22 protein-coding genes are annotated in these 26,956 nt (G+C 65.8%); 6 read left to right on the top strand and 16 right to left on the bottom strand.

Going from position 1 to position 26,956, the window contains the following annotated elements:
• Positions 1-221: 221 nt before the first annotated feature.
• The 6 genes from L0976_RS03345 to L0976_RS03370 all read right to left on the bottom strand — a co-directional run bounded on the left by L0976_RS03345 (position 222) and on the right by L0976_RS03370 (position 6,932).
• Positions 222-692 (bottom strand): VOC family protein, encoded by a 471-nt coding sequence (locus tag L0976_RS03345; protein ID WP_234186090.1) that lies wholly within the window; start codon positions 690-692, stop codon positions 222-224.
• A 71-nt stretch (positions 693-763) separates the two neighbouring features.
• Entirely contained in the window at positions 764-2,626 is a 1,863-nt protein-coding gene (gene recQ / locus L0976_RS03350) for a DNA helicase RecQ (protein WP_234186091.1), read from the bottom strand.
• A gap of 324 nt (positions 2,627-2,950) precedes the next feature.
• A complete protein-coding gene (locus tag L0976_RS03355; protein WP_234186092.1) occupies positions 2,951-3,688 on the bottom strand; it encodes a hypothetical protein in 738 nt (245 codons plus the stop codon).
• A gap of 2 nt (positions 3,689-3,690) precedes the next feature.
• Positions 3,691-5,658, bottom strand: a complete 1,968-nt coding sequence (dnaG, locus tag L0976_RS03360; RefSeq protein ID WP_234186209.1) for a DNA primase — start codon at positions 5,656-5,658, stop codon at positions 3,691-3,693.
• A gap of 88 nt (positions 5,659-5,746) precedes the next feature.
• On the bottom strand, positions 5,747-6,085 hold the full coding sequence (locus L0976_RS03365; protein ID WP_234186094.1) for a hypothetical protein: 339 nt from the start codon (positions 6,083-6,085) through the stop codon (positions 5,747-5,749).
• Positions 6,086-6,482: 397 nt separating this feature from the next.
• Positions 6,483-6,932 (bottom strand): GatB/YqeY domain-containing protein, encoded by a 450-nt coding sequence (locus L0976_RS03370; RefSeq protein WP_203319776.1) that lies wholly within the window; start codon positions 6,930-6,932, stop codon positions 6,483-6,485.
• Between the two features lie 323 nt (positions 6,933-7,255).
• On the opposite strand from L0976_RS03370, the gene carA reads away from it, so the two are divergent.
• Complete coding sequence (carA, locus tag L0976_RS03375; RefSeq protein ID WP_234186095.1) at positions 7,256-8,464, top strand: glutamine-hydrolyzing carbamoyl-phosphate synthase small subunit; 1,209 nt, start codon at positions 7,256-7,258, stop codon at positions 8,462-8,464.
• Positions 8,465-8,630: 166 nt separating this feature from the next.
• Here carA and L0976_RS03380 read toward each other — a convergent pair whose 3' ends face one another.
• The 4 genes from L0976_RS03380 to L0976_RS03395 form a co-directional block, all read right to left on the bottom strand.
• Complete coding sequence (locus L0976_RS03380; RefSeq protein WP_234186096.1) at positions 8,631-9,008, bottom strand: DUF4440 domain-containing protein; 378 nt, start codon at positions 9,006-9,008, stop codon at positions 8,631-8,633.
• Complete coding sequence (locus L0976_RS03385) at positions 9,008-10,378, bottom strand: MATE family efflux transporter (protein WP_234186097.1); 1,371 nt, start codon at positions 10,376-10,378, stop codon at positions 9,008-9,010. The genes L0976_RS03380 and L0976_RS03385 overlap by 1 nt, the downstream gene beginning before the upstream one ends.
• A 151-nt stretch (positions 10,379-10,529) precedes the next feature.
• Positions 10,530-11,783 (bottom strand): TCR/Tet family MFS transporter, encoded by a 1,254-nt coding sequence (locus L0976_RS03390; protein WP_234186098.1) that lies wholly within the window; start codon positions 11,781-11,783, stop codon positions 10,530-10,532.
• Positions 11,784-11,926: 143 nt separating this feature from the next.
• On the bottom strand, positions 11,927-12,829 hold the full coding sequence (locus L0976_RS03395; RefSeq protein WP_203319488.1) for a LysR family transcriptional regulator: 903 nt from the start codon (positions 12,827-12,829) through the stop codon (positions 11,927-11,929).
• Positions 12,830-12,932: 103 nt separating this feature from the next.
• On the opposite strand from L0976_RS03395, the gene L0976_RS03400 reads away from it, so the two are divergent.
• On the top strand, positions 12,933-13,931 hold the full coding sequence (locus L0976_RS03400; RefSeq protein WP_234186099.1) for an aldo/keto reductase: 999 nt from the start codon (positions 12,933-12,935) through the stop codon (positions 13,929-13,931).
• Positions 13,932-13,990: 59 nt separating this feature from the next.
• Here the strand turns inward: L0976_RS03400 and L0976_RS03405 are convergent, their stop codons facing one another.
• Positions 13,991-14,923 (bottom strand): neutral zinc metallopeptidase, encoded by a 933-nt coding sequence (locus L0976_RS03405; RefSeq protein WP_234186100.1) that lies wholly within the window; start codon positions 14,921-14,923, stop codon positions 13,991-13,993.
• A gap of 110 nt (positions 14,924-15,033) precedes the next feature.
• Complete coding sequence (locus L0976_RS03410; RefSeq protein WP_234186101.1) at positions 15,034-15,543, bottom strand: DUF2306 domain-containing protein; 510 nt, start codon at positions 15,541-15,543, stop codon at positions 15,034-15,036.
• Positions 15,544-15,586: 43 nt separating this feature from the next.
• On the opposite strand from L0976_RS03410, the gene L0976_RS03415 reads away from it, so the two are divergent.
• Both L0976_RS03415 and L0976_RS03420 read left to right on the top strand, forming a co-directional pair.
• Positions 15,587-16,426 (top strand): LytTR family DNA-binding domain-containing protein, encoded by an 840-nt coding sequence (locus L0976_RS03415; protein ID WP_255695762.1) that lies wholly within the window; start codon positions 15,587-15,589, stop codon positions 16,424-16,426.
• An 81-nt stretch (positions 16,427-16,507) separates the two neighbouring features.
• Positions 16,508-17,167 (top strand): dihydrofolate reductase family protein, encoded by a 660-nt coding sequence (locus tag L0976_RS03420; protein WP_234186103.1) that lies wholly within the window; start codon positions 16,508-16,510, stop codon positions 17,165-17,167.
• A 6-nt stretch (positions 17,168-17,173) separates the two neighbouring features.
• Here the strand turns inward: L0976_RS03420 and L0976_RS03425 are convergent, their stop codons facing one another.
• Positions 17,174-18,061, bottom strand: a complete 888-nt coding sequence (locus tag L0976_RS03425; RefSeq protein ID WP_234186105.1) for a LysR family transcriptional regulator — start codon at positions 18,059-18,061, stop codon at positions 17,174-17,176.
• A 110-nt stretch (positions 18,062-18,171) separates the two neighbouring features.
• Here L0976_RS03425 and blaOXA point away from each other — a divergent pair, with 110 nt between their 5' ends.
• The gene (gene blaOXA / locus L0976_RS03430; RefSeq protein ID WP_234186106.1) at positions 18,172-18,978 is read left to right on the top strand and encodes a class D beta-lactamase; all 807 of its coding nucleotides are present in this window, start codon (positions 18,172-18,174) and stop codon (positions 18,976-18,978) included.
• Positions 18,979-19,188: 210 nt separating this feature from the next.
• Complete coding sequence (gene carB / locus L0976_RS03435) at positions 19,189-22,671, top strand: carbamoyl-phosphate synthase large subunit (RefSeq protein ID WP_234186110.1); 3,483 nt, start codon at positions 19,189-19,191, stop codon at positions 22,669-22,671.
• 570 nt (positions 22,672-23,241) lie between these two features.
• Here the strand turns inward: carB and L0976_RS03440 are convergent.
• The 3 genes from L0976_RS03440 to L0976_RS03450 are packed head-to-tail and all read right to left on the bottom strand — an operon-like array spanning position 23,242 to position 26,951.
• Positions 23,242-24,699 carry a UdgX family uracil-DNA binding protein gene (locus L0976_RS03440; protein WP_234186112.1) on the bottom strand — a complete coding sequence of 486 codons (1,458 nt, stop codon included), beginning with the start codon at positions 24,697-24,699 and terminating at the stop codon, positions 23,242-23,244.
• A complete protein-coding gene (locus L0976_RS03445) occupies positions 24,699-25,928 on the bottom strand; it encodes a putative DNA modification/repair radical SAM protein (protein WP_234186113.1) in 1,230 nt (409 codons plus the stop codon). The genes L0976_RS03440 and L0976_RS03445 overlap by 1 nt, the downstream gene beginning before the upstream one ends.
• 57 nt (positions 25,929-25,985) lie before the next feature.
• A complete protein-coding gene (locus tag L0976_RS03450) occupies positions 25,986-26,951 on the bottom strand; it encodes an SDR family oxidoreductase (protein ID WP_234186115.1) in 966 nt (321 codons plus the stop codon).
• Positions 26,952-26,956 lie beyond the last annotated feature (5 nt).

The following is a 26,956-nucleotide window of genomic DNA, read 5'->3' on the forward strand; positions in this document are numbered from 1 at the left end:
CCTTCTCCCCGCTGGGGAGAAGGGAAAAGCAGCAATGCCGAATTCCATATGCGACAGCCCTGCCGCAGGCATGGATGTGCGCTGGTCGATGCCGAAAGGATCAGGCAGCCACGCCTTCCCGATCCTCTCACGCCGGCGGACCCGGGAAACCTCGGCATCCCTCCCTTCTCCCCGCCTGCGGGGAGAAGGTCGCGGCAGCGGGATGAGGGGCAAGCGCCCGCCTATCCCGCCGCAGCCGCCTCCAGCGGCGCGATGTCGAGCTTGACCATCTTCAGCATCGCCTCGGTGACGCGGCGCACCTTGTCCGGATCGGGATCGCTCATCAGTTCGCCGAGCCGCGTCGGCGCGATCTGCCAGGAAAGGCCCCAGCGGTCCTTCAGCCAGCCGCACTGCTCCACCGAGCCGCCCTCCCGCAGCGCATTCCATAGCCGGTCGAGGTCGCCCTGCGTCTCGCACTCCACCACGATGGAGAAGCTGTGGTTGAAGGGATCGAGCGGCCCGGCCTCGATGGCCATGTAGCGCTGGTCGCCGAGCGTGAAGCTCGCGCTCTTCACGCTGCCGGCCGGCCCGCTCGGCGTATCGGCCATGATAGGCGTGACCCAGTGGACGGAAGAGCCGGGAATGAGCGAGGCATAGAAGCCGATGGCCGCCTCCATGTCCTTCTCGAACCAGAGATGCTGCGTGACTTTCATCGGAACGTCCTCCTGCTGACCGTCAACAAGGACGACGGAGGACCGAACGTTCCGACGGGGCTTCCAAAAAACTAGCCCGCAAAGTCCTCGATGACCGCAAGGAACGCCTCGCCGAAGCGGTCGCGCTTGGAAACGCCGATGCCGGGAATGTCGAGAAGCTCCTCGAGATCGGCCGGTCGTTCCCGCGCGAGCGCGATCAGCGTTGTATCCGGGAAGACGACATAGGGCGGCACGTCGAGGTCCTTGGCGATGGCAAGGCGCTCGGCCCGCAGCAGCTCGAAAAGCTCCCGGTCGGAACCCGAAAGGTTGTCGCGCTCACGGGCGGCGGGCGAGCCGCCAGCCCTCGCCTTGCGCCCGGTCTGCGGGCGGTCCTTGCGGAACAGCACCTCCCGCTCATGGCGGAAGACGGCGCGCGCCTCCGGCTCCAGCTTCAGCGCGCCATAGGCGGAATGGTCGACGCTGATGAGGCCCATGGCCAGCAATTGCCGGAAGATCGATTGCCAGATGCGCGGCGCGATATCCTTGCCGGCACCGAAGACCGGCATGTCCGTATGGCCGAAGCGCTCCGTCTTCTCGTTGACCGTGCCCATCAGCACATCGATGACATGCCCCGCGCCGAACCGCTCGCCGGTGCGATAGACCGCCGCGAGCGCCTTGATCGCGGCCTCCGTGCCGTCCCAGGTCTCGACCGGGTTGCGGCAGGTGTCGCAATTGCCGCAATGGCCGGGATGGGCCTCGCCGAAATGCGCGAGGATGGCCTTGCGCCGGCAGCTTGCCGTCTCGCAGATGGCGAGCAGCGCCGTCAGCTTGGCGCGCTCGATGCGCTTCACATCCTCGGCCGCCCCGCCCTCGTCTATCATCTTGCGCCGCTGCACGACGTCGGCCATGCCATAGGCCATCCAGACCTCGGAGGGCAGGCCGTCGCGCCCCGCGCGCCCGGTCTCCTGGTAATAGGCCTCCACCGAGCCCGGCAGGTCGAGATGGGCGACGTAGCGCACATCCGGCTTGTCGATACCCATGCCGAAGGCGACGGTGGCGACGAGGCAGAGGTTTTCTTCCTTGAGAAAAGCATCCTGGTTGGCATCGCGCACCGTCCGGTCGAACCCGGCATGGTAAGGCAGCGCGCGAATGCCCTGCGTGTTCAGCCACGCGGCCGTGTCCTCCACCTTGGCGCGCGACAGGCAATAGACGATGCCGCTCTCTCCCTCGTGGCGCGACAGGAAGCGCAGGAGCTGCTGGCGCGCCTGATCGCGCTCGGCGATCTCGTAGGAGATATTCGGCCGGTCGAAGCTGGTGGTGAAGACCTCGGCATCCTCGAGCCCGAGGCGCTCGATGATGTCCTCGCGCGTATGCGGATCGGCCGTCGCCGTCAGCGCGATGCGCGGCACGCCGGGATAACGCTCGCCGAGCAGGCCGAGCGTGCGGTATTCCGGCCGGAAATCGTGACCCCATTGCGAGACGCAATGCGCCTCGTCGATGGCGAAGAGCGCGATGCGGGCCTCCGCCACGAGATCGGCAAAGCCATCCGTGACGATGCGCTCGGGCGTGACATAGAGAAGGTCGAGATCGCCGCTGCGCATGGCGTCGCGCACGGCGAAGAACTCGTCCCGTGTCAGCGAGGAATTGAGCGCCGCCGCCTTGACACCGAGCTGCTTCAGCGCCTCCACCTGGTCGCGCATCAGCGCGATCAGCGGCGATATGACGATGCCGACGCCCTGACGGCAGAGCGCGGGGATCTGGAAGCACAGCGACTTGCCCGCCCCGGTCGGAAACAGCACGACGGCGTCGCCTCCCGCCGTCACATGCTCCACCACCGCCTGCTGCTTGCCGCGGAAGGCGTCGTAGCCATAGACGCGCTTGAGCACGTCGAGCGGATCGGCGACCTCAGCATCGAACAGGGCGGAGAGATGACTGGAGGGATTTGCCTGAATCATGACCTGCACTTTCTCCCTCCATTCTGGCCAAGCACGGGACCATCGGCAACCACCCGACCGCCGACTTTCGCCTTCACGCACAATGTTCTTGTTTTGTTCGAATTTCAAGGGCAGGTTGCAAGAAAACTGTACAGACCAAAAGCGAGCACTCACGACGCATGGGATATAGTGGCGCCCACGCTAGAAGGCCGAAGCCAAGCGGAAAGGGCCGATCCGAAGGACTCTCCTACCACTGCCCGCCAGCATCGAGACCCGAAATTCTAGTGGTGCTCTTTTGTACAGCAAACTAGCCGGCGTGATTCCAGAAAACCTTGGTTACTCCCATCATTCACGCTCTGTAGTGAAAACGCCAGATGATAGGGAGTTTGCAAATCGTTTCTTCGATTTTATTGTCTCATATCTATTTCCATCAAGCTGTTTCGAGTAATGTTCCTTAATCCAGGGAATGATGCGGGTTATTTTCCCGCCAGTTTTCGGATTGCTCGTGATTGCAATTTCTATTGAAGCTAATCGATACCCCGGCCCGAAAGTCGCCTCCAGATTGTCAGGATCGACCTCCTCGACGCTTGCCGGATCGTTGATATCCCGAAAAGTCACGAGTGTCGGATAGAGTTCGCGCGGCAATGCGCGGGTTTCCCGCAGGCGATAGAGACGATCGAATCCCTCGATCCGCTCCTCGCGCGACGTCGTGATCGGCCCGATAAATGTCTCATAGGCCATCTCGGGGTCGTTTTGGCTCATTATCGCGAAGAGATACCTGCCCGGAGCAACCTCGACAAAAGCCGCTTCGCCGGAGTGGCCAATAATGCTGCGCCCACGATCACCCCACCCCCACCATTCAGGCCGGAAGCCGTACGAGGCTCGCATCACGGCACTTCCACTTACCTCGCCGTCAGGCGTCATCACCCTGAGTTCGAGTTTTTGATTCCAGGACCAGTTATAGAGGCCGATCAGTCTGCAGCCTGGCAGAAGAAATGCCATCGCCAACAACAAGACTACGGCGACCGTTCGCCTGTGACGGGGCTGCGCGCCAGTCGATGCGGCCTGCGGCATTCTTCTCATACCTACTTCCCCGCCGGCCCCTTCACCCGGCCGGAGAGCACGCCGAAGCCTTCGATGATGGCTTCCTGGTTCTCCATCCGGACGGTCTCCATCTGCACCTCCTGAAGCGCGCGCAGGATCTGCGGCACGCGCTCGTCGTCGCCCTCATCCGTCGAGACGGCGAGTTCGCGTTCAAGCTCGCGGCGCTGCCAGAGGAGCGCGCGGGTGCGCTTGTGGAGAGCGAGCGCCTGGAGATAGCCTTCGCGGGCATCCTCGGGCGCTGCGTCTTCCGTCGCGGTCCACAGGCGCGAATTGCGAATCTGCTGGTCGAGGCCCCTGAGCAGGGTGTCGAAGCCGGCGGCTTCCAGCTCCTCGACCAGCCGGGCGCGGTCGAGCCGTGCGCCGACGGAGCCGGCAATGCCGATGAGGGCCGACCAGAGGCGCTGGAGATCGCGGTTCTCGTATTCGATGATGGCGATCTCGTCATAGTCGCTGAAGAGAAGGCCCGGATGGTTGACGACGGTGAGCGCCAGCACGCTTTCACGCAGGGCCGGCAGCTCCTGCGCGCCGCGCACAAGCGCCGAGCGGGCGAGCCGGTCTGAAATGCCGGAGGGGACCATATTGCCCTGCGGCCCGCCGCGACCACCACCCCTGCCCTGCCGGTTGCCGGAAAAGCCGCCGCCGCCCTGTCGCTGGGCGGGGCGGAAGAAGGCGTTCAGCCGCTCGCGCATGTCCTGCTGGTAGTGGCGGCGCACGTCCTCGTCGGCGATGCCCGCGGTGATCTGGCGCAGGCGCGATTCGAGTTCCGCGCGGCTTTCCGGCGTGTCCAGCGCCGAGCCCTGGACCTCGCGGTTCCAGATCATGTCGGCGAGCGGGCGGGCGTTCGCCAGCACCTTGTCGAAGGGCGCGCGGCCCTCGTGGCGCACGAGGTCATCAGGGTCCTTGCCGTCCGGCAGCAGCGCAAAGCGCACCGTGCGGCCCGGCTTGATGAAGGGCAGCGCGAGGTCGGCCGCCCGGTTCGCCGCGCGGATGCCCGCCCCGTCGCCGTCGAAGCAGAGCACCGGCTGCGGCGTCATCTTCCAGAGCAGGTCGAGCTGGTTCTCGGTGAGCGCCGTGCCGAGCGGGGCGACGGCGTTCTCGATGCCCGCCTGGTAGAGCGCGATCACGTCCATGTAGCCTTCGACGGCGATGATCGTCCCCGTCCCATCAGCCCCCTGCGCGCCTTTTCGGGCGCGGGCGTGGTTGTAGAGCACGCTTCCCTTGTGGAAGAGCTCGGTCTCGTTGGAATTGAGGTATTTCGCCGGCGCGTCCGGCGACATGGCGCGGCCGCCGAAGGCGATGACCTTTTCCCGCACCGAGAGGATGGGGAACATGATGCGGTCGCGGAACCGGTCGTAGGAAACGGGGATTTCCGGCCCGTGCACGACGAGGCCGCAGGCCTCGATCGCCTCCTTCGGCACGCCCTTGCCCGCCAGAAACTCCTTCAGCGCGTTGCGGCTCTCCGGCGCATAGCCGAGGCGGAAGGTCTCGATGGTGCGGCCGGTCAGCCCGCGGTCGCGCAGATAGGCGCGCGCCTTCGCCCCGGCCGGCGTCTGGAGCTGGTCCTCGAAGAAGCGGGTCGCCATCTCCATGACCTCGACGAGGCCCATGCGCTCCTTCTCGCGCTGCTCGGCCTGCGGGTCCGGCTGGGGCATGGCGACGCCCGCGAGATCGGCGATCTGCTGCACCGCCTCGGGGAAGGACAGGCCGTCGAGATCGGTGAGGAAGCGGAAGTGATCGCCCGAGACGCCGCAGCCGAAGCAATGGTAGCGGCCCTTGCGGTCCTCGCAGTGGAAGGACGGCGATTTCTCGCCATGGAACGGGCAGCAGGCCCAGTAATCCCCGCGCGAGACATTGGTCTTCCTGCGATCCCAGGTCACGCGTCGGCCGATCACGTCCGAGATGGGGACGCGGTCGCGAATCTCGTCTAGGAAGGCATTGGAAAAGCGCATGGGTACCTCGATCGAGGTCCATATAACCATGCGCGGGCCCCACCGCCAGCATTACCGCCCGGCGCCACGGCAATTCACAGGCTCAGGCTCAAAATCCCATGTCGGACGCGTAGAAGCAGCGGGGCGTGTCCTCGGTCGGGTAGAGGCAGAGATGGTACTCGCCATCCTGCGAGCGGCGGGCTGTGCCCTGCGGCAGGAGGAAGATATGGCGGCGGGTGGCGAGGCGATGGTCGCCCGGCGCCAGCGTCACCTGATAGTCCCCGTGGACGATGCGCACGGCGGTCGCCGGGATCATCTGGCAGTCGCCGTTGTGGCTGCTGCCGTTGCAACAATATTGCTCGTACTGCCAGCCGCCCGGCGCATCGTGTGCGAGGGCCGGCCCGGCAAGGACGACGGCTGCGAGGAAAAGAAGAAACGTCGCACGCATGGGTTCGGCCACCGTTTCGTGGAACGGCCACCGGGAACCTCGACGCTAGACAATCCGGCGGCACCACATGCACTTCGCCGGGGCGGGCGGTGACGTTCGACGACGCATCGTCACGCTCCTATTGCTGCGAGCTCAACTTTGCTCCTTCCTTTTGGTTCCTGCAAGCCACAGGCGGGAAACGAAAAAGGCGGCCATCGGCCGCCTTCAGGCTGCTGACAAAGGGGGAACCCCTCTTCCGTCATGCTCGGGCCTGTCCCGAGCATCCGCAACGTCCCGATCTTTCGATGCGTTGGCAGATCCTCGGCACAAGGCCGAGGATGACGGCGGCGGGTGAGGAGGTTTGTCAACAATATGAAGGCGGCCATCGGCCGCCTTCATATTGCGAGAGGACCGCAATTTACTTCAGCAGGTCCTTCACCACGCCGGAAGCCTTGGCGAAGTCCATCTGGCCGGGGTAGCGCTCCTTGAGCACGGCCATGACCTTGCCCATGTCGCGCAGGCCCTGTGCGCCGATCTCGGCGATGGCCGCGGCGATGAGGTCCTTCATCCTGTCCTCGGGGATCTGCTCCGGCAGGAAGCCCTCGATGACCTTGATTTCCTCGCGCTCCTGGGCGGCGAGTTCCGGGCGGCCGTTCTCGGCGAAGATCTTGGCGGATTCCTCGCGCTGCTTGATCATCTTGGCGAGGATCTGCAGCAGCTCGTCGGTTTCCACGGGACCCTTGCCGGCACCGCGATTGGCGATGTCGCGGTCCTTCAGCGTGGCCTGGATCAGGCGCAGCGTGGAGACACGGCAGGCGTCCTTGGCCTTGATGGCATCCTTGAGGGCGTTTGCGATGGTCTCGCGCATCATTTTCTCCATGCGAGGTGGCCTGACGCGGGATGCGTGGCTTGACCTCGATCGTCGTTCGATTGTGCATGCTCATAGACCGGCGGAGGGCGTGCCCGCAAACGGATTACGCAAGCGATTGATTTCAAACGCTTTATAATTCCGCACAATCCACAGGCAACGGTTGACCCCGCCCCCTGCTTTGTCTATTTTCCGGCACCTGCACGAAAATCGGCAATCAGGGCGAACCAACGCGGGTTTCCGCGCGCCTTTGCCTGCGATCTTAAATGGTGCCCAAGCTCCCGGCCTTCAAGCCGGCGCCCGGTGCCGGAAACGGGATACTCATGACCTCGACCCCCGCATGGACCTCCGAAAAGCCCACCGCCCTCCTCGTCCTTGCCGACGGCACCGTGATCGAAGGCAAGGGCATCGGCGCCACCGGCAAGGTGACGGCGGAAGTCTGCTTCAACACCGCGCTGACGGGCTACCAGGAAATCCTGACCGACCCCTCCTATCTCGGCCAGATCGTCACCTTCACCTTCCCGCATATCGGCAATATCGGCGCCAATGACGAGGACATCGAGGACCTGACGCCGGCCGCCCGCCACGGCGCGGTCGGCACGATCTTCAAGGCCGACATCACCGACCCGTCGAACTACCGCTCGGCAAGGCATCTCGACGCCTGGCTGAAGGCCCGCGGCATCATCGGCCTTTCCGGCATCGACACGCGCGCGCTGACCGCCTGGATCCGCGAGAACGGCGCGCCGAACGCGGTGATCGCCCACGACCCGAACGGCGTCTTCGACATCGACACGCTGAAGGCGGAAGCCAGGGCCTGGAGCGGCCTCGTCGGCCTCGACCTCGCCAAGGTCGCCTCCTCCGGCCAGTCCTCGCGCTGGAGCGAGAAGCCCTGGGTGTGGAACGAGGGCTACGAAGGCCTCGCGGACGGCGACGTGACGTATCACATCGTCGCGCTCGACTACGGCGTGAAGCGCAACATCCTGCGCCTCTTCGCGGGCCTCGGCTGCAAGGTCACGGTCATGCCGGCCACCTCCAGCGCCGAGGACGTGCTGGCGCTGAAGCCGGACGGCATCTTCCTGTCCAACGGCCCGGGCGATCCGGCGGCGACCGGCGAATATGCCGTGCCTGTCATCAAGACGCTGATCGACACGGGCATTCCGGTCTTCGGCATCTGCCTCGGCCACCAGATGCTCGGCCTTGCCGTCGGCGCGACGACCGAGAAGATGCACCAGGGCCACCACGGCGCGAACCATCCGGTGAAGGACCACACGACCGGCAAGGTCGAGATCGTCTCGATGAACCACGGCTTCGCCGTCGCCTCGTCGTCCCTGCCCGACGGCGTCGAGGAGACCCACGTTTCCCTGTTCGACGGCACGAATTGCGGCCTGCGCCTTGTCGGCAAGCCGGTCTTCTCCGTGCAGCACCACCCGGAAGCCTCCCCCGGCCCGCAGGACAGCCACTACCTCTTCCGCCGCTTCATCAACCTGGTGCGCGAGAAGAAGGGCGAGGAAGCCATCCCGGAACGCGCGTAAGCGTCACCCGCAGGACGAAAAAACGAGAAAGACCCGCCGAATGGCGGGTCTTTCTCGTTTGAGGCTAGAGCAATTCCAGCAAAAGTGCGCAGCGGTTTTGCATCCGGAATTGCGTAGAAACAAAAGGATAGGGCATTTTCGCGATTCGAAGAAAAGCGGAAATGCTCTAGGAATGCGTGACGGTTCCCTGGTGGAACGTCATCCGCCAGCCCGCCGCGGTGCGGGTCCAGATGGAACTGCGCAGAACGTGCCGTGCACGCTCCGCGCCGGTGCTGCGGCTGGTGCGGTAGGTAAGCAGGACCGCATCGGCGCCAAGCTGCGTGAGGGCGTAGTCGAAAGCATGGAGACTGACATCCGCGGGTTCTTCCTGCGCCATCAGTTCGATGATCTGCGCACGGCGATAGACCGTGCCGGAGCTGCCGAACTCGACGAAATCCTCCGCCAGCAACGCCTCCAGCGCCTGCCGCGACCGGCGGACCTCGGGGCGGTGCAGCCGTTCCTCCAGCGCACGGATTTCCGCCAGAAGCCGGCCTGCCCCGCCCATCAGGTCCGCTCCCGTAACAGCCGGTAGAAGCGCCAGTTGAGCAGGATGGAGGCGGCGGAGAGGCCGGCGAGGAAGCCGAACCAGACGCCGATGCCGCCGAACCCTGCCGGGAAGGCGAAGAACCAGGCGGCGAGGAAGCCGATCGGCCAGTAGGAGATCAGCGCAAGGACCATCGGGATGCGCGTGTCCTTAAGGCCGCGCAGCAGGCCGGCGGCGATGGCCTGCAGGCCGTCGACGAGCTGGAAGATACCGGCGATCACCACGAAGGGTCCGGCGATGGCGAGGACCGCGGCCGAATCCTTGCCCGCCTTGTCGAGGAAGATCGAGGCGAGCTGTGTCGGAACGAGCGCGAAGAGCACGCCGCCGCCGACCGCGATGGCGGCCGCGATGACGAGCACCGCCCAGGCCGCCCGCACGACGCCGAGATGGTCGCCGCGCCCATGCGCCACGCCGACGCGCACCGTGCCGGCCTGCGCAAGGCCGAGCGGGATCATGAAGGCGACGGACGCGAGCTGCAGCGCGATGCCGTAGGCGGCAAGCTCCAGCGTGCCGATATTGCCCATCAGCAGCGAAGCGCCGGTGAAGAGGCTGACTTCCGCCAGCATGGTGAGGCCGATCGGCAGGCCGAGATGGAACACCTCGCGCAGCGCGCCCCAGTCCGGCCGCCAGAAGCGGACGAAGAGTTCGTAGCGGCGCATGTCGGCGCGCGACTGGATATAGGCGGTGATCAGCACGAAGCTCAGCACGTTGACGCCGACGGAGACGATGGCCGCCCCCTCGATGCCCATGGCCGGAAGGCCGAAATGACCGAGCACCAGCGCATAGGCGAAGAAGGCGTTCACCGTCAGGATGATGATCGTGACATAGAGCACGATCCCGGCCCGGCCATGCGCACTGACGAGGCCGCGCAGCGTCATGAAGAGCAGCGCCGGGCCGATGCCCCATTGCGCGATCTTCAGGTAGCTGCCGGCGAGCGCGGCGACCTCCGGCTTCTGGCCGGCAAACAGCAGGATCCTCTCGGCATTGTAGAAGAGCGGGATCATCAGCGCCGCATAGAAGAGCGCCACCCACATGCCCATGCGCACGGAACGGCGCACGGAAACCGTGTCGCCCCGGCCATAGGCCTGCGCCACCATGGGCATGACGGCATTGGCGAAGCCCGAGCCGAGGATGAAGATGGTGAAGAAGAACTGGCTGGACAGCACGATCGCCGCAAGATGCGCGGCGCCGAGCCGGCCGAGGATCACCACGTCCGTCGTGTGGATGCCGAGCTGGGCGAGCTGGGCGCCGATCAGCGGCACGCCGAGCGTCAGGGTCGCCCGGAAATGCCGCCCCCAGCCGTTGTCCTCGCGATGCGGTGCCATGTGCATGATAGTTCTCACTTTCGCCTCGCTTCCGATCACAAGTTCCGGTCGCGATCAATCGAATAGATTTGATAACGTCATCAAAAATGCGCGGAAACGGCACTCCGGGGCCGTCTCCGGACGAAAATTTCGTCGAAATGTCACGTTTGAAAGCGCTTCAGGCGCTTTCCGGCGCAAAATTCCCGCTCGGGCCGACACCGGCCCCCTTCAGCTTGACGAGGAAGATCGCGAGGCCCACGAGGAGGATGAGCGCCGCCACCGCGAACGGCGCGCCGGCAAAGGCGACAGGCGCGGACGGCGCGGTGAAATGGCTGAAGACCTGCGTGAAGATCAGCGGCCCGATGATGGTCGTGATCGAGGAAACGCTGGTCAGCGCCCCTTGCAGCTCGCCCTGCGCCGAGGCCGGCACGCGGGCGGAAGCGATGGAGCGCAGCGGCGGATCGGCAAGCGCCTCCAGCGCCGTCAGCGCGATGACGGCATAGATCATCCAGCCCTGCCAGGCCGCGGCATAGCCGGAAAGCCCGACGACCGAGAAGACGAGGCCGAGGACGGCCGTGCGGTATTCGCCGAGCCTCGGCACGATGCGCGGCAGGACGAAGCCCATGACGACCGCCCCGCCGATGCCGAAGATGCCGAGCGACAGGCCGATCTGCCCCTCGCTCCAGCCGTAGCGATAGGCGCCGACGAAGGACCAGACCGCCGGATAGACGGCATGCGCCAAGCCATAACAGAGGAAGACGACGCCGACCCACAGCACGCCGGGATAGTTGCGCATCTGCAGGAGCGCGCCGAGCGGATTGGCGCGGGCAAGCTCGAAGGGGCGGCGATTGTGCGCTGCCAGGCTCTCCGGCAGCAGGATCCACGCGCCGATAAAATTGAGGAAGGCGAGCGCGGCCGCGCCGTAGAAGGGAATGCGCGGCCCGAACTCGCCGAGAAGCCCGCCGATGACAGGCCCGATGACGAAGCCGGTGCCGAAGGCGATGCCCATAAGCCCGAAATTCTTCGAGCGCGTCTCGTCGTTCGACACATCCGCGATATAGGCGGCCGCCGTGCTGAAGCTCGCGCCGCTGATGCCCGCCAGCACCCGCCCGACGAAGAGCATCCAGTAGCTTACCGCCATCGCGCAGATGAGGTTGTCGATGGCGAAGGTGAGGATGCAGGCCAAAAGCACCGGCCGCCGGCCGAAGCGATCCGAAAGATTGCCGATGAGCGGCGCGAACAGGAACTGCATGCCGGCATAGACGAGCAGCAGCCAGCCGCCGTCGATGGCCGCCTGGCTGATGTCGTCGCCCGTCAGCTCGCGCAGATAGGTCGGCAGGACCGGCATGATGATGGCGATGCCGATCACGTCGAGGAACATGATCATGAAGACGAGAAAGAGCCCGCGCCGGGTGGACCTGGCATCGACCATGGATTTGACCTCGAAAAATGAACGGCGCCCGCATTGGGGGCAAAATGTCAGGCGGCGAGTTCTATTTCACTTTTCCCAGCGAAACAATCCGTGAACATCTCAAAAGTTTTGATGGTTCCGATACGATTTCCTGATGCCGGGCCTCAATCGGGCCAGGGATTGGCCTTGACGAAATCCACGAAGGCGCGCAGCGGCGCGGGCATCAGCGTGCGGCTCGGATAGTAGAGGAAGGGGCCGGAAAACGTCTGGATCCAGTCCGCCATGACGACCTGCAGCGCACCCGAGGCGAGGTTCGGCGCAAGGAATTCCTCGAAGGTGCACAGGATGCCGAGGCCGGCGGCCGCGGCATGCTGCTCCACCTCGCTCGACTCGGAGACGAGGCAGGCTGGCGGCATGATGGAGATGCGCTCCTCGCCGCGCTCGAACACCCAGGGTAGCACCCGGCCGCTGGCGAAGCGATGGAGGATGCAGCGATGCTGCATCAGGTCGCGCGGATGCTCGGGAACGCCATGCTCGGCGATATAGGAGGGCGCGGCGGCGACGACATAGCGCTGGCGGCGCGGCCCGATCGGCACGGCGATCATGTCCTGGTGCAGCGCCTCCTCGTAGCGGATGCCGGCGTCGAAGCCTTCGGCCAGCACGTCGACGAGGGCGTCGTTCGACGCGACCTCCAGCGTGATGCCCGGATAGGCCTTGAGGAAGGCCGTGGCGATCGGCGGCAGCACGAAGCGGGCGACGATGCCCGGAACGTTGAGCCGCAGGCGGCCGACGGGACTGTCGCGCAGGCTGTTGACGCCGTCGATCGCCGCCTCGACCTCCCCGAGCGCCGGCGCCAGCCGTTCCAGAAGCCGCTCGCCGGCATCCGTCAGCGTCACGCTGCGCGTCGTGCGGTTGAAGAGGCGCAGGTTCAGCCGCGCCTCCAGCCGGCGCATCGCCTCGGAGAGGGCGGAGGCGGAAACGCCGCGCAGCTTGGCGGCCGCGCGAAAGCTCTGCACCCGCGCTATGGCCACGAAGGCATCGAGATCGGCAAGGGGAATCTGGCTCATTGTTCGGAAAATCGCACAAGCTGTTCGAGGAAGGCCGGATTATCGCACAAAGACCAGTGCGGTAAAAGACGGTCGAACCGAAGGCAGACAACAGGAGAAGACCATGAAGACCGTCAACCTCGGCAAGACCGGCCCGCGCGTTTCCACCATCGGGCTCGGCTGCATGGGCATGTCCGGCATGTACGGCCCGGCCGACCGGGCGGAGAGCATCGCCACCATCCACGCCGCGCTCGACGCCGGCATAAACCTTCTCGACACCGGCGACTTCTACGGCATGGGCCACAACGAGATGCTCATCGCCGAGGCGCTGAAGGAGCGCCGCCGCGAGGACGTGGTGATCAGCGTGAAGTTCGGCGCCCTGCGCGGCCCCGACGGCGTCTGGGCCGGCTACGATTCGCGCCCGGCGGCGATCCGCAACTTCCTAGCCTATTCGCTGCAGCGGCTCGGCACCGACCATATCGACATCTACCGCCCGGCCCGCCTCGATCCGGCGGTGCCGATCGAGGAGACCATCGGCGCGCTCGCCGATCTGGTGAAGGCCGGCTACATCCGCCATATCGGCCTGTCCGAGGTGGGATCGGAGACGATCCGCCGCGCCGCCGCCGTGCACCCGATCGCCGACCTCCAGATCGAATATTCGCTGATCTCCCGCGGCATCGAGGACGATATCCTGCCGACCTGCCGCGCACTCGGCATCCCGCTCACGGCCTATGGCGTGCTGTCGCGCGGCCTCATCAGCGGCCACTGGCAGAAGGGTACTGTCGCGGGCGGCGACTTCCGCGCCGCAAGCCCGCGCTTCCAGGACGGCAATGTCGACCGCAACCTGGCGCTCGTCGAGGCGCTGCGCCGCGTGGCGGAGGAAAAGGGCGCGAGCGTCGCGCAGCTCGCCATCGCCTGGGTGGCGGCACAGGGCGAGGATATCGTCCCGCTCATCGGCGCCCGCCGCCGCGACAGGCTCGCCGAGGCACTGGGCGCGCAGCAGGTCACGCTTGACGAAGCCGACCTCGCCGCCATCGAGGCGGCCATGCCGAAGGGCGCGGCCGCGGGCGAACGCTACCCGGCCGCCCAGCTCGCCCATATGGACAGCGAAAAGCACGCCTGATCATGCGAAAGCCCTCCGGCCTCAGCGGCCGGAGGGCTTTTCAGAGAAGTCGAGTGGTCTCAGGGATCGCCCTGGAAGGTGTTGCAGGCATCCAGGCGGCCGCTGTCGAAACCGCGCTTGAACCAGCGGCGGCGCTGTTCGGAGGTGCCGTGGTTGAAGCTCTCCGGCACCACATAGCCCTGCATGCGCTTCTGCAGCGTATCGTCGCCGATCTGGGTGGCGGCGTTCAGCGCCTCTTCGAGGTCGCCGCTTTCCAAGAGGCCCTTCTGCTGCGTGTACTTGCCCCAGATGCCGGCATAGCAATCGGCCTGCAGCTCGACGCGCACGGACATCTGGTTCGCCTCCGCCTCGCTCATGCGCTGGCGCTGCTGGTTGAAGCGCGGCAGGATGCCGGTGAGGTTCTGGACATGGTGGCCCACCTCATGCGCGACGACATAGGCCTGGGCGAAATCGCCGGCCGCGTCGAACTTGTTGGCGAGCTCGTCGAAGAAGCTCATGTCGAGATAGACCTTGCGGTCACCCGGGCAATAGAACGGCCCGGACGCCGCCGAGGCGAAGCCGCAGGCGGATTTGACGGAGCCGGAGAAGAGCACCATCTTGGGCTCCTCGTATGTCTCGCCGGCTGCCTTGAAGATGCCGTTCCAGGTGTCTTCGGTCTCGGCGAGCACCGTCGCCATGAATTCCTTGGTCTCTTCCTCCTGTGGCGAGGAGCGGCGGCTGGCGCTCTCCGTCTGCTCGAAGCCCGGCATGCTGACCTGCCCGCCATTGCCCATGACCTGCAGGAGGTCGATGCCCATCGCCTTGAAGATGAAATAGATGACGACGAGGAAGATGATGGTGCCGATGCTCATGCCGCCGCCGGCCCGGCCGCCGCCGCCCATCGGAATGCGGAACCCGCCGCCCCGGCCGAAGGGATTGCGGCCTCCCATCGAGGGACCGGCTCCGCGCTGGTCCTCGATATTGCCCGACTGGCGACGACCTTTCCATTCCATGGCGCATTTCCCCGCTTTGAATTGCCGACGAACGCTCATCGCATGAATTCGTTCCTCAGCAACGACTTATAGGACCTGCCGGGGCGCCTTGCAAAACGAAAAGCAGCCCCTCAGCGCCGCCGGACAAGCCCGCCCCAGCCGGCCTCGCGCACCGCCAGCGCCCCCGCCGCGACGAGCAGGAAACTGACGGCGGCGGCGGCAAGCCCGCTTGCAAGGCCAGACGTCCCGTCGAAGATCATCGCCCCCATCACCCGGTGCGGAACGAGGGTGAAGAGACCCGCGACGACGATGCCGCCGAAATACATGCCGGCGACCTGGGCGCGGTGCGCGCGGATATTGCCGCGCCGCGCCGCCATCACGGCCGGCACGCTGGCGAGGATCACATAGAGCGAAAGGAGATGGATCGGGCTGAAGCCGTGGAATGTGTTGATTCCATGGATGAAGAAGGTCGAAAAACTCGTCGCAACCATCAGGAAAAGCCAGACTTTTCCGAGCAGCCGATGGGTCGGCGTGCCCTTCGGGCGGGCGAGGAGGACGGCGCCGAGCACGGCGGCCGGCAGCACGGTCGCGACGTGGAACTGGACGGCGAAGGATGCATTGGCAAGCGGCTCGAAGGTCATGGCGGGCTCCGGGGACGGTTGAATTCGGCCCCGTCTTCCGCCAATGATCGGGCCGCTTCAAACGCTTTGGCCCGAACGGACGGAAAACTTCGTGGAACGCCCCTTGCTGCAATCCGCGCTTCGTGAACTGCAGGTCTTCCTGCGCGCGCCGCGGTTCTGGGCGACCTTCGGCGCGGTGGTGCTGATCTTCTGGGTGACGGGTCCCTACGGCACCGCGGAGCGGCTGGCCGCCATCCCCCGCCTCGGCTTCTGGCTCGTGCTGCATGCCGTCGCCTGGGCCATCGCCGTCACCGCCATCGTGCTCGTCAACACGCTGCTGCGGGACCGTATCCCGGGCCTTGGCCGCCGCATGGCGCTCGGCACGCTGGTCGCCGGCGTGCCGGTCGGGCTTGCGACGAATGCGATCAGCCGCGCGACCTTCGGCGGCACGCCGACAATCTCCGACCTTGCCGCAAGCATCGCGACCGGCCTCCTCCTCTCCGCCCTCTTCTGCGCCCTGACCTACCTGACGATGAGCAGCCAGCAGGCCGAGGCGCTGTCCTCCGTCCCCGCGCCGAGCGAGGAGGAGCGGGCAGACGTGCCGCTGCTGCGCCGCCTCAGGCCGGAGAACCGCGGCCCGATCCTGCACATGACCGTCGCCGACCACTATACCGAGGTGACGACCAGCCGCGGGCGGGAATTGATCCTGCTGCGCTTTTCCGATGCCGTGGAGGAAGCCGGCGGCACGCAGGGCTTGCAGGTGCACCGCTCGCATTTCGTTGCCGATGCGCATGTCGAAAGGCTGCTGCGCTCCGAAGGCAAGCTGGCGATCCTCCTGAAGGACGGCAGCGAGATTCCGGTGAGCCGCAGCCGAACGGAGGCGGTGCGCGCCCGCTGGGGCTGAATTTTTTCTGGCGCCTGTCGGCTCGCCGCCTCGCCGTTCGTCTCTAGGTATCCGTCAATCAACCGTGCCAGGAGAAGACCCATGCGAAAGATCATTGTCGGCGCTTTCACCAGCCTCGACGGCGTCATGCAGGCGCCGGGCGGGCCGGACGAGGATCCCGTCGGCGGCTTCCGGTTCGGCGGCTGGGCGGCCGCTGCCTTCGACGAGAAGATGGGCGCCTTCATCCGCGAACTGTTCGCAAAACCCTTCGACCTCCTGCTCGGCCGCAAGACCTACGACATCTTCGCCGCCCACTGGCCCTATGTGGAGAAGGACGACCCGATCGGCCCGCTCTTCGACCGCGTCGACAAATATGTCGCGACCCGAAACCCGGACTTCAAACCGACATGGCAGAACAGCCATGTGCTCGACCCGGACGCGATCGCGGCCGTGCGCAAGCTGAAGGATGGCGACGGACCGGACCTCCTGACGCAGGGTTCCACCGAATTCCTGAAAGCGCTGTTCGAGAACGACCTCGTCGACGAGATCCACGTCTCCGTCTTCCCGGTCATCCTCGGCAAGGGCAAGCGGCTCTTCGGCGACGCCTCCTTCCCGCGCGCGCTGACGCTCATCGATTCGCGCACCAGCGACACCGGCATCGTCATGAGCCGCTATGCCCGCGCCGGCGATGTCACCACCGGTTCCTTCGAATTCGAGACGCCGACCGACGCCGAGCTGGAGCGCCGCCGCAACCTCACCTGATGGGATTCACTCCAGCCCCTCCTCCGCCACCGTCTCCGCCAGCCACGCGGCGAAGGCGGACATGGCGGGGGTGAGGCTGCGCGATTGCAGGCGGGTCAGCCAGTAGCTGCCGAGCGCGACGCTGGTGCGGAAAGGCTGGACGACAGCCCCGGCGGACAGCAGCCGCGAGAACATCAGCGGCGGCGCAAGGCCGACGCCCGCGCCCTGCAAAACCGCCTCCATCATGGCGAGCGAGGTGTCGAAGACGATGGCGTTCTGCGGCGGCGGCGTGCGCGGCAGCCCGGCGGCCTCGAACCAGCGCGTCCACTCGTCGCGCCGATAGGAGCGCAGCAGCGTCAGACCGAGAAGGTCGGCCGGTTCCTTGAGGTCGCGGGCGACGGCGGGAATGGCGAGCACGGAAAGCGGCGCATCGAAGAGACGCACGGCATCCGTCCCATGCCATGCGCCGGCCCCGAAGCGGATGGCGAAATCGAGCCCTTCGGCGGCAAGGTCCACCCGGTTGTTGTTGGTCGAAAGCCGCACCTCCACGAAGGGATGGCGCTCGCGGAAACCGGCAAGGCGCGGCAGCAGCCAGCCGACGGCGAAGGTGCCGACCGCGCCCACCGTCAGGATTTCCCGCACATGCCCGCCGCGAAAACGCTCCACCGCATCCGCCATGCGATCGAAGCTGTCGCGCAGCACCGGCAGGAGGCTTTCCCCCTCCGCGGTAATCATCAGCCCGCGCGGCAGGCGCTTGAACAGCACGACGCCCATCTGCTCCTCCAGGCTCTTCACCTGATGGCTGACGGCCGCCTGCGTGACATTCAGTTCGATGGCCGCCCGCGTGAAGGAAAGATGCCGGGCGGAGGCCTCGAAAGCGCGGAAGGCGTTCAGCGGCAGATAAGGCCGAACCATGGCAATGCCCTAATTCTCCTAATGGCTGAGACCAGTATTCATCTTTTGTCAGGCCATGAAAGCATTGCTATCCATGATGCACAAGTCATTCGGAAATAGAGGAAAACGTGATGGACCTGCGTCCCTTCGCGGCCGGCGTCCTGCTGGCCGCCGGCTTCGCCATGCCCGTCGAGGCCCGCATTATTTGTAGCATCGTCGCCGATGCGGAAAACGGCGAGATCATCCTGGAAAAGGGCGACTGCAAGACGCGCGTCACCCCCGCCTCCACCTTCAAGGTGCCGCTCGCGGTAATGGGCTACGATTCCGGTTTCCTCGAAAATGCCGAGGAGCCGGTGCTGCCCTTCATCAAGGGCTATCCCGACTGGGGCGGCGACAACTGGCGCCAGCCGACGACGCCACGGCGCTGGCTGGAATATTCCGTCGTCTGGTATTCCCAGCGCATCACCGAATTCCTCGGCTACGAGCGGCTGCGCGACTATGCCGAAGCCTTCGGCTACGGCAATGCCGACATGACCGGCGACCCCGGCAAGGACAACGGCCTCGAACGCGCCTGGATCGCCTCCTCGCTGAAGATCTCCCCGCGCGAGCAGGTGGAATTCCTGCGCAAGCTGGTGAACCATGAGCTGCCCGTCTCCGCCGAGGCAATGGATGCGGCGATGGAGATCGTCGAGGGACGCGACATCGCCGACGGCTGGCGGGCGCAGGGCAAGACCGGCATGGCCTATTCGAAGAAGCCGGACGGCACGCCGAACTACGGCCGTCCCTGGGGCTGGTATGTCGGCTGGGCGCGCCGCGAGGACCGCACCGTCGTCTTCGCCCGGCTGATACAGGACGAGAAGAAACAGGAACCGCGCACCAGCCTGCGCGCGCGGGACGGCATCCTCGCGGAATTGCCGGGCATTCTGGCCGGCGAATAGGCCACGCCCTCGCCGCGCCCGCGACACCCCGGATCGGCAGCGCAAAGCCCCCGCACTTTTCCTGTCGATTCGGCGATTTTCGGGGTTCCGCTCGCCCCTTCCTTTGCCTATAAGCCGCTTCTAGCCTTTGAACGACCATAGATGCGCGCCCGGCCGGTGAACCCATCGCCATGGCCGGTTTTTCGCGCACGCGGAAGAACGGATAGAGAGATGCCCAAGCGCCAAGATTTGAAATCGATCCTCATCATCGGCGCGGGGCCGATCGTCATCGGTCAGGCCTGCGAATTCGACTATTCCGGAACCCAGGCCTGCAAGGCGCTGAAGGAGGAAGGCTACCGCGTCATCCTCGTCAACTCCAACCCGGCGACGATCATGACCGATCCGGGCCTCGCCGACGCCACCTACGTCGAGCCGATCACTCCCGAAGTCGTGGCAAAAATCATCGCCAAGGAGCGCCCGGACGCGCTGCTGCCGACCATGGGCGGCCAGACCGCGCTCAACACCGCGCTCTCCCTCAAGCGCATGGGCGTTCTCGACCGCTACAATGTCGAGATGATCGGCGCCAAGCCCGAGGCCATCGACAAGGCCGAGGACCGCGCCCTCTTCCGCGAGGCCATGGCGAAGATCGGACTCGAAACGCCGAAGTCCATGCTGGCCAACGCCACCGAGATCAAGGACAAGGACCGCAAGCTTCACGAGGCCGAGCGCGCCAAGCTGAAGGCGGAGCTTTCGGGCGATGCGCTCGACAAGGCGCTGGACGAGCTGGAGAACCAGTGGAACCTCGGCGAGACCGACCGCAAGCAGCGCTACATGAGCCACGCCATGGCGATCGGCGCGCAGGCGCTCGACACGATCGGCCTTCCCGCCATCATCCGCCCCTCCTTCACCCTCGGCGGCACCGGCGGCGGCATCGCCTACAACCGCTCGGAATTCTTCGAGATCGTCAATTCCGGCCTCGACGCCTCCCCGACCACGGAAGTGCTTATCGAGGAATCCGTTCTCGGCTGGAAGGAATACGAGATGGAAGTCGTCCGCGACAAGGCGGACAACTGCATCATCATCTGCTCCATCGAGAACATCGACCCGATGGGCGTGCATACGGGTGACTCGATCACCGTCGCCCCGGCCTTGACCCTGACGGACAAGGAATACCAGATCATGCGCAACGCCTCCATCGCGGTGCTGCGCGAGATCGGCGTCGAGACGGGCGGCTCCAACGTGCAGTTCGCCGTCAACCCGGAAAACGGCCGCCTCGTCGTCATCGAGATGAACCCGCGCGTCTCGCGCTCTTCCGCACTGGCATCGAAGGCCACCGGTTTCCCCATCGCCAAGATCGCCGCCAAGCTCGCCATCGGCTACACGCTCGACGAGCTGGAGAACGACATCACCGGCGGCGCGACCCCGGCCTCCTTCGAGCCGTCCATCGACTATGTCGTGACGAAGATCCCGCGCTTCGCCTTCGAGAAGTTCCCCGGCGCCGAGCCGACGCTGACCACCGCCATGAAGTCGGTCGGCGAGGTCATGGCCATCGGCCGCACCTTCGCCGAATCGCTCCAGAAAGCCCTGCGCGGCCTCGAAACGGGCCTGACCGGCCTCGACGAGATCGAGATCCCGGGCCTTGGCGACGGCAACGACAACAATGCCATCCGCGCCGCCATCTCCACCCCGACGCCGGACCGCCTGCGCATGGTCGCCCAGGCGCTGCGCATGGGGCTGACGCCCGAGGAAGTCCACGAGGGTTCCAAGATCGACCCGTGGTTCATCGAGCAGTTCAAGGCCATCGTCGACATGGAGGCCCGCATCCGCGAGCACGGCCTTCCGGCCGACGCCGAGAACCTGCGCATGCTGAAGGCCATGGGCTTCTCCGACGCGCGCCTCGCCACCCTCTCCGGCAAGCGCCCGAAGGAAGTCGCCGAACTGCGCAACGGCCTGAACGTCCGCCCGGTCTTCAAGCGCATCGACACCTGCGCCGCCGAATTCGCCTCGCCGACCGCCTACATGTACTCGACCTACGAGACGCCGTTTGCGGGCGCGACGCGCTCGGAAGCCGGCATTTCGGATCGCAAGAAGGTCGTCATCCTCGGCGGCGGCCCGAACCGCATCGGCCAGGGCATCGAGTTCGACTATTGCTGCTGCCACGCCGCCTTCGCCCTGAAGGACGCCGGCTATGAAGCCATCATGGTCAACTGCAACCCGGAAACCGTCTCGACCGACTACGACACCTCCGACCGCCTCTATTTCGAGCCGCTGACGGCCGAGGACGTCATCGAGATCCTGAAGGCCGAGCAGACCAACGGCGAGGTCGTCGGCGTCATCGTGCAGTTCGGTGGCCAGACCCCGCTGAAGCTCGCCGAAGCGCTGGAGAAGAACGGCATCCCGATCCTCGGCACCGCGCCCGACATGATCGACCTTGCCGAGGATCGCGACCGCTTCCAGAAGCTCCTGCAGAAGCTCGACCTCGCCCAGCCGAACAACGGCATTGCCTATTCCGTCGAGCAGGCCCGCCTCGTCGCGGCCGAGATCGGCTTCCCGCTGGTCGTGCGCCCGTCCTACGTGCTTGGCGGCCGCGCCATGCAGATCATCCATTCGGAAGGCCAGCTCCAGACCTATCTGCTCGATACGGTGCCGGAACTCGTTCCCGAGGACATCAAGCAGCGCTACCCGAACGACAAGACCGGCCAGATCAACACCCTGCTCGGCAAGAACCCGCTTCTCTTCGACAGCTACCTGACCAACGCGACGGAAGTCGACGTCGATGCGCTCTGCGACGGCAAGGACGTCTTCGTCTCGGGCATCATGGAGCATATCGAGGAAGCCGGCATCCATTCCGGCGACTCGGCCTGCTCGCTGCCGGTCCACACGCTCTCCAGCGAAATCGTCGACGAGCTGGAGCGCCAGACCAAGGCCCTCGCCAAGGCGCTCAACGTCGGCGGCCTGATGAACGTGCAATACGCCATCAAGGACGGCACGATCTACGTGCTGGAAGTCAACCCGCGCGCCTCGCGCACCGTGCCCTTCGTCGCCAAGACCATCGGCGCGCCCATCGCCAAGATCGCCGCCCGCGTCATGGCCGGCGAAAGCCTCGACGCCGCGATCGCCGCCTATGGCGCAAAGCCGGACCCGCGCAACCTCAAGCACATCGCCGTCAAGGAAGCGGTCTTCCCCTTCGCCCGCTTCCCGGGCGTCGATACGCTGCTCGGCCCGGAAATGCGCTCGACCGGCGAGGTCATCGGTCTCGACACCGACTTCGCGCTGGCCTTCGCCAAGTCGCAGCTCGGCGCCGGCGTCGACCTGCCGCGCGAGGGCACGGTCTTCGTCTCCGTGCGTGACGAGGACAAGGAGCGCGTGCTGGCGGCCGTGCGCCTCTTGACCGACATCGGCTTCAAGGTCATGGCGACATCGGGCACCGCCCGCTTCCTCGCCGAAAAGGGCATCGAGGCGATCAAGGTCAACAAGGTGCAGGAAGGCCGTCCGCATGTGGAGGACGCCATCCGCAACCGCCAGGTCAGCCTCGTCATCAACACGACGGACAGCAGCAAGGCGATCTCGGACTCGAAGTCGCTCCGCCGCGCCGCCCTGATGCAGAAGGTGCCCTACTACACCACCATGGCCGGCGCCAAAGCCGCCGCCCAGGCGATCAAGGCGCTCAAGCAGGGCCAGTTGGAAGTGCGTCCGCTTCAGTCGTATTTCTGAGGCCGATCTTTCGGAATGCGGAAAGCCGGGCGCGTTGCCCGGCTCAAACTGCCGGCAAAGGGTAAACCCTCTCTTCCGTCATGCTCGGGCCTGTCCCGAGCATCTGCAAACCTCTCGATCTTTCGATGCGTCGGCGGATCCTCGGCTCAAGGCCGAGGATGACGGCCGCGGGTGGGGCGTGGTTTATCAGCAAGCCAAGCCGGGGGTGTTGCCCGGCTGAGGCTGCTGACAAAGGATGACGTCCTCTCTTCCGTCATGCTCGGGCCTGTCCCGAGCATCTGCAAACATCTCGATCTTTCGATGCGTCGGCAGATCCTCGGCTCAAGGCCGAGGATGACGGCGGTGGGTGGGGCGAGGTTTACCAGCAAGCCAAGCCGGACGCGTTGCCCGGCTCAAACTGCCGGCAAAGGGTAAAACCCTCTCTTCCGTCATGCTCGGGCCTGTCCCGAGCATCTGCGAACGCCTCGATCTTTCGATGCGTCGGCGGGTCCTCGGCTCAAGGCCAAGGATGAGGGCGGTGGGTGGGGCGAGGTTTGTCAGCAAGCTGAGCCGGGCAACACGCCCGGCTTTTCATTGGGCGGCAAGTCTCTCCGACAGATGCCCTATGGTCTTCATGTCCTCGACGAAGAGGCCGTGCTGGCGGCGGCGTTCCGCCTCGTCGGGCAGGCGCAGCAGGAAGGACGGGTGGACGGTCGGGTAGAGCACGATATTGTCCTGCATCGCGATCGGCTTGCCGCGCAGCCGGCTCAGCGGTCCCTGCTGCCCGCTCAGCGCATAGAGCGCGGTGGCCCCGAGCGCGACGACGAGGCTCGGCTTCACCAGCTCCATCTCCTTCGCCAGCCACCAGCGGCAATGCTCGATCTCGCCCCGGTTCGGCCTTTCGTGAATGCGGCGCTTGCCGCGCGGCACATATTTGAAGTGCTTCACCGCATTCGTGAGGTAAAGCGTCTCGCGGGCAATGCCCGCCTCCTTCAATACCGCGTCGAAGACCCGGCCCGCCGGGCCAACGAAGGGACGACCGGCAAGGTCCTCCTGGTCGCCCGGCTGCTCGCCCACCATCATGATCCGCGCCTCCTGCGGCCCCTCCCCGAAAACGGTCTGTGTCGCGGCGCAATGCAGCGGACAGCGCGTGCAGCCCAGCGCCGCCTCGCGCAAGGCCTCGACCGTGCCGGCGTCTGCCGGCATATGCGGCGGCAAGGTGCGGGCCGCCTCCTGCAGGCGATGGTGGAAGGGCGGCGGATCGCTGGCGGCGCGCTCGGCCATGGCCCGCACATTCGCCTCGGCATTGGCGATGAGGTCGGGGATCAGATCCGCCTCCGGCAGGTGGCGCCAATATTTCTTCGGCATCTCCGCCTGCATGGCCTTCAGCTTCAGCCGGGCGGGATTGAAGATGCTGGCATAATAGGTGCGCCAGAGTTCGTCCGTCGGGTCGCCATGGCCGGGATTTTCGCCGGGGCGCGTGTCGAAGATCAGGCTTTCGCCATCCCAGCTCGCCGTTCCCCGCGGCGTTGCGATGATCCAGTCCATGTCGGCAAAGCGCCGGCGGAAGAACGGCGCGGTCCGGGCGACGACGAAATGCGACGGCTCGAACCAGGCAAAGAAGCGGCGGCGCCCCTCCGCCTGCCCGGTGATCTCCTTGAAGCGCACGAAGGCCGTCATCTTGTGGCTGTCGCGATGCACGTTCTTCGCCAGAAGCCGCGCCCAGGCGACATCCTTGTCCGCCGTAAGCTCCAGCAGGCGCCTGTCCGATTGCAGGCGCCAGAGCAGCCGGTACAGGAGATGAAAGCGGCCGGGCTCCGTATGGCAGGCGACCGACTCGGCCAGGGAAAGGAAACCCGCGGGGACGGTCAGCGGCGCGGCCGCCGGATCGGGCGTCGGCAGGTCCGGCGCGGCTTCGAACAACTCGTCTTCCGCCCCGCCGATCCGCCAGTCCACCTGCTGCGGCGAAAGGCCGGCGGCGGCGAGCGCGCGGGCCGCGTCCCGCCATTCGGAAAGATCGCCGCGCCCGACAAGGCAAACCCTGTGCATCAGAGCAGCGAAAGCTGTTCCGGCCTGGGGGCGAAGACGGCTTTCAGGTCGTCCCTATCGGCAAGGCGGCGCGGCACCCAGCCCTCCGCCTCGATGAACGCCCGCACCTTGCGTAGCGAGACGCCGAGCCGGGCGAGGTCCTCCAGCCGCAGGCGGTGGAACCGGCGGCTGGACAGGATCGCGTCCACCGACTTCGTGCCGAGGCCCGGAACCCGCAGCAGCCGCTCGCGCTCCGCCCGGTTGACGTCGACCGGAAAGGCTTGGCGGTTGGCGAGCGCCCAGGCAAGCTTCGGATCCATGTCGAGATCGAGCATGCCGCCGGTCGAGGCCGTGATCTCGTCGATGCCGAAGCCGTAGAAGCGGTAGAGCCAGTCCGCCTGGTAGAGCCGATGCTCGCGCACCAGCGGCGGCTTGATCAGCGGCAACGCGCGGGAGGCATCGGGGATGGGGCTGAAGGCGGAATAATAGACGCGCTTCAAGCCGTAGCTGCCATAAAGCCGGGCGCTGGTCTTCAAAATGGTCGCGTCGTCGGCCCCGTCGGCACCCACGATCATCTGCGTGCTCTGGCCGCCGGGCACGAAGCGCTTGCGCCGCCTGGACTGCAAGGTGGGTTCCGCCGCCGCCTCTATCTTGCGGCGAAGCTCGCCCATCGCGCGGCGGATGCCCTCCGGCCGCTTTTCCGGCGCGAGCCGCCCGATGCCCGCATCCGTCGGCAGCTCGATGTTGAGCGACAGGCGGTCCGCGTAAAGCCCCGCCTCCTCGATCAGCTCGGGCGCGGCGTCGGGAATGGATTTCAGGTGGATATAGCCGCGAAAACCATGCTCGGTCCTGAGCTCCCGCGCCACGCGCACCATCTCGCCCATCGTGTGATCGGGCGAGCGGATGATGCCGGACGACAGGAACAGGCCCTCGATATAGTTGCGCCGGTAGAATTCCAGCGTGAGCCAGATCACCTCCTCCGGCGTGAAGCGGGCGCGCTCCACATTGCTGGACGAGCGGTTGATGCAATAGGCGCAATCGAAGATGCAGAAATTGGTGAGCAGGATCTTGAGCAGCGAGATGCACCGGCCATCAGGCGCATAGGCATGGCAGATGCCCGCCCCTTCCGTCGAGCCGAGTCCGCCTGATTTCACGGAGTCGCGCTTGACCGTGCCGCTGGACGCGCAGGAGGCATCGTATTTGGCGGCATCCGACAGGATGGCCAAGCGTTGTTGCAGCGATTTCTTCATATTTGTTCACTATGTGTTCTATAAAGCAGAGTCAATGGCGGATGGATCATCGGCGGCTCAATAGCCGCCGATGATCGGGAGCACTTCCCCCGTGATGTAGCTGGAGCACTGCGGCGAGGCGAGGAAGACATAGGCCGGCGCCAGCTCTTCCGGCTGGGCGGGCCGCTTCATCGGCGTCTGCGCACCGAATTCCGCAACGTCTTCGGCCTCTTTGTCGGAGGGGTTGAGCGGCGTCCAGACCGGCCCCGGCGCCACGGCGTTGACGCGGATGCCGCGCGGCACGAGCTGGCCGGCGAGCGAGCGCGTGAAGGCATGGATGCCGCCCTTCGTCATCGAATAGTCGAGCAGGTTCTTCGACCCCTCCAGCCCCGTGACAGACCCCGTATTGATGATCGCCGAACCCGGCGCCATATGCGGCACCGCCGCCTGCGCCATGAAGAAATAGCCGTAGAGATTGGTCTTCAGCGTCTCGTCGAAATGCGCCTCGGAAAGATCGAGGATATCCTTGCTGTGAACCTGGAACGCGGCGTTGTTCACCAGGATATCGAGCCGGCCGAAGTCCTGCACGACGCATTTCACGGTATCCGCGCAGAAGGCCTTGTCCTTGACGTCGCCGGCAAAGGCGATGCAGCGCCGCCCCTCCGCCTCGACGGCCGCGATGGTGTCCCGCGCGTCCCTTCCTTCCGCAAGATGGGCGATCGCCACATCCGCTCCCTCGCGGGCGAAGAACACGGCGACCGCCCGGCCGATACCGGAATCGCCCCCCGTGACGAGCGCCACCTTGCCTTTCAGCTTTTCCGATCCCTTGTAGAAGGGCGCGTCGTACATCGGCGGCGGATCGAGCGCGGCTTCATGGCCGGGCTTCGGCTGATGCTGCTTGGGAAAGGGCGGAACCGGATAAAGCCGCGCACCGGCCTGCATCGCCTTGGGCTCGTCCCCTGCGCCCTTGCTGTCGGCCTTCGCCACCTCTTTCTGGATCTCGCGCTGTTTTGCCGCCGTGCGGGCGGATTGGCTCTGGCTCATCGCAG

The sequence above is a fragment of the Shinella sp. NM-101 genome, assembly GCF_021401195.1.
Classification (GTDB): domain Bacteria; phylum Pseudomonadota; class Alphaproteobacteria; order Rhizobiales; family Rhizobiaceae; genus Shinella.